This is a genomic window from Streptomyces sp. NPDC111507, from assembly GCF_055638955.1.
Window position 1 is genome coordinate 1 of the sequence record NZ_JBVKBU010000050.1, and the last position, 2,766, is coordinate 2,766.

Here is a 2,766-nt window from a genome sequence, read left to right on the forward strand (position 1 = left end):
AGGGGGCCCCTCTGGAAGGTGGCCGGGGGCGTGGGGGCAGAGCCCCCACATCACCACCCACACACCCGCGGCCGCCGAACCAACGGGAGAGATGCCGGGCAGTCGGCACGGGGCTCGGCCACGGCGGCTACTCGGCGGCTGGCGCCGAGGTGGCGGCCGCGCGGGCTCGGGCCATGATGCGCTCGGCGGTCCGCTCGCTCACCTCGTACAGCTCGGCGAGTTCGGCGGCGGTCACGGGTGCGCGGCGCCCGGCTTCGGCGGCCGCCAGTTCGGTGGCCACCTCGGCCACGCGGTGGTCCGGCCGGCTGCGTGGGGCCTTGTCCTTGCTACCGACCGTGCGGCCCTTGTACTGCGGCTGGCGGTCGGCTCGCGCCTCGGCGGCGGCCCGGGTCCACCATCGGCGGCCGTGACGCTCCATGCCCGCGTCCATCCGGCCGGCGGCCGCGTCGGCCCTGATGGTCGACGCGCTCACCTTGGCGACGGCGCCGGCCTCCTGGTCGGTCAGCAAGTCGGAGGGGTGCGGCGGCAACGTCGTCCCGCGCTCGTCTTCCTCGTCCGGCTGCTCGTCCTCAACGGGGGCGGCCGCCTGGTCCTCACCGCTCACCGCGTCCTCGGCCGTGATGAGGGCGGCCAGGGTCGGCACCTGCTCTCCAGCTAGGTGGGCTTCGACCTGGGCGGCGTCGTAGATAACTGGACGCTGAGACCCCGGGAGGGGGTGCACTGCGGCCACGAACGCGCCGTGGTGTCGGCGGCGCCACGTCGCAAGCGAGACGCCGGCGAGCTGGGCCACGTCGGCAAGGTCGAGTGTTGGTCGGCCTCGGGGGATCACGTCGGGCTCTCCTGGGGTTCGGGCCTCCGCGTGGGCGGGGCGTCGTCGCTGGTTATGAGGCTACGGCTCCGCGGCTTACGGGCCGGCGCCGTGGTGGGTGGTGCATCCTCGGCCTCGGCGGGGGTGTCGGCCCGCTGGGTGCCGGCGTCCGCCGAGGCTGTCTAGACTGGGGCCGCTTCTTACTTCGGCCTTCGGGCCGGGTGTTGGTGGAAGCAAAAGGGCCGGTGGATGCCGTGACCTCCTCGGAGGTCTACCACCGGCCCTCTGTCGTGTCCGGGCGGCCGCCGAGGTGGCGCCCGCCCGGTGTCCCTCAACGCGCCGTAGCGGCGCCGCCCGTCTGCGGGGTGATGCCGTTGTTCCCGGTGATCTGGCCGGGGTTCTGCACCTCGGCCCGGACGTACGGGTTCGGGTTGGCCGCGGTGCGGTTGGCGTAGTCCTCGGTGCACTTCTGCACGGTGGCCGGCTCGTTGGCAGCGCTCATGGTGACGTTCTCCTTCGGTGGGTGTTGGTGGTCGCCGGGCCGGGGTGCCGTTCCCCTTCCCGACAAGAACTAGATTACAGCAACAGAGCATCACGGGCAAGGCTTCCGCCTGCCCTGACTTGACGTAGTCGCAGGTCAGAAGCGCAACCCGAAGAACTTCCAAGATCTTTTAGCGTGTACATGCGAACCGCGCGGCGGCTCCCGCCCTGCACTCAGGACGGGGCCGCTGGCGCTCTGCCCGAGGTCAACCGGCGGGGCCTTACTCCGGTCGGCGCGGGGCCGGAACCGGAGCCTTGGCCGGCTCGGCGGGCTGACGCTGGCCCGGGATGGCCAACCCGGCGCGCTCGTCGCGCCGTTCGGTCCTGCGGGTGTCGGACCGGTCGCGTACGGCGGTCAGGGCCCTGAAGACGATCATCAGGGGCCACACGGCGACGGCGACGACCCACACCGTGACGGCGCCGGCGAGTTCGCCGTGGGACGGCTGGCGGGTCGGATCGGCTTGCAGGTCCGTCAGGCCGTCCGTGGGCATGACGTTGTAAGAGGTGCTGATCAGAAGTCCGATCAGCAGATACAGCAAGATCACGGGGTGGCTCTTTTCGGTGGGGTGCTGGTGGGGGCTGACCCCGGGGGCGGGTGCCGTTCCCACCCCCGGGGCGCTTGGCTTATCGGCCGGCTCGGGCCTGGTCGACGGGTCGGGCAACCTCGGCGGCGGTGACTTCGCGGGCCATCACAACGCGCACGGTGTCCAGCAGTACCGGCGGCAGCGCGAACCGCTGGCGGCGGATGCCCCGGAGGTGCTTCCGGGCGAGTGCGACGGCGGCGGCGTCCGGGATCGCGGCGGGGCCCTGGCCGTCGAACGCGTAGAAGCGGGTCACCAGGTGCGCGCCGAGCACGGCCGGGGCATGGTGGCGGTCGTCGCGCGGCAGCGCGTCCGGGTCCACGGGAACGCTCGTCCGCGTGTCGGTGTACTCGGTGATGCGTACGAGGTCGGCGCCGAACCGCTCGGCCGCCCATCCGTACTGCGCGCGGGTCGTCTCGGGGCTCTCGATCATCGAGCCCCTGCGCTCGTGGCCGTGCTCCACGTAGCTGACCGACCAGTACCGAACGCGGGCGGTTCGGATGGCGGCCATGTACGAGATCACGCGCTCGACCACCCGGGCGCCGGCCTCGCCGGCCTCGTACTGCGCATCCGCTCGGGCGGTGTCCGGGCCGTGGGTCAACACGGTGGTGGCGAGCCGGGCAGACAGCGAGCGGGCGGGGTCGTACGCCTGCTCGGCGATGAACGCCAGCCTGATGAACATTTCCAGTTCGGCCGGGTTGTTCATGTCGAGTTCCAACGTGGTCACGTCGGTTCCTTTCGGTGGGTGTTGGTGGTGTCGGTCCGGGGTGCCGTTCCCCTTTCCGACAAGTACTAGATTACAGCACTAGGGCATCACTGGCAACTCTGGGCCCGTGT

At 71.7% G+C, this 2,766-nt stretch carries 4 protein-coding genes; all 4 read right to left on the reverse strand.

Annotated features, from left to right (window positions below):
* Positions 1 to 127 precede the first annotated feature (127 nt).
* The 4 genes from ACZ7M2_RS52370 to ACZ7M2_RS52385 all read right to left on the reverse strand — a co-directional run bounded on the left by ACZ7M2_RS52370 (position 128) and on the right by ACZ7M2_RS52385 (position 2,656).
* Positions 128 to 790 (reverse strand): hypothetical protein, encoded by a 663-nt coding sequence (locus ACZ7M2_RS52370; RefSeq protein ID WP_360280612.1) that lies wholly within the window; start codon positions 788 to 790, stop codon positions 128 to 130.
* 349 nt (positions 791 to 1,139) lie between these two features.
* Positions 1,140 to 1,310, reverse strand: a complete 171-nt coding sequence (locus ACZ7M2_RS52375; RefSeq protein ID WP_331720780.1) for a hypothetical protein — start codon at positions 1,308 to 1,310, stop codon at positions 1,140 to 1,142.
* Positions 1,311 to 1,569: 259 nt separating this feature from the next.
* Positions 1,570 to 1,893, reverse strand: a complete 324-nt coding sequence (locus ACZ7M2_RS52380; protein ID WP_471601359.1) for a hypothetical protein — start codon at positions 1,891 to 1,893, stop codon at positions 1,570 to 1,572.
* A gap of 79 nt (positions 1,894 to 1,972) precedes the next feature.
* Entirely contained in the window at positions 1,973 to 2,656 is a 684-nt protein-coding gene (locus ACZ7M2_RS52385) for a hypothetical protein (RefSeq protein WP_471601360.1), read from the reverse strand.
* Positions 2,657 to 2,766: the final 110 nt, after the last annotated feature.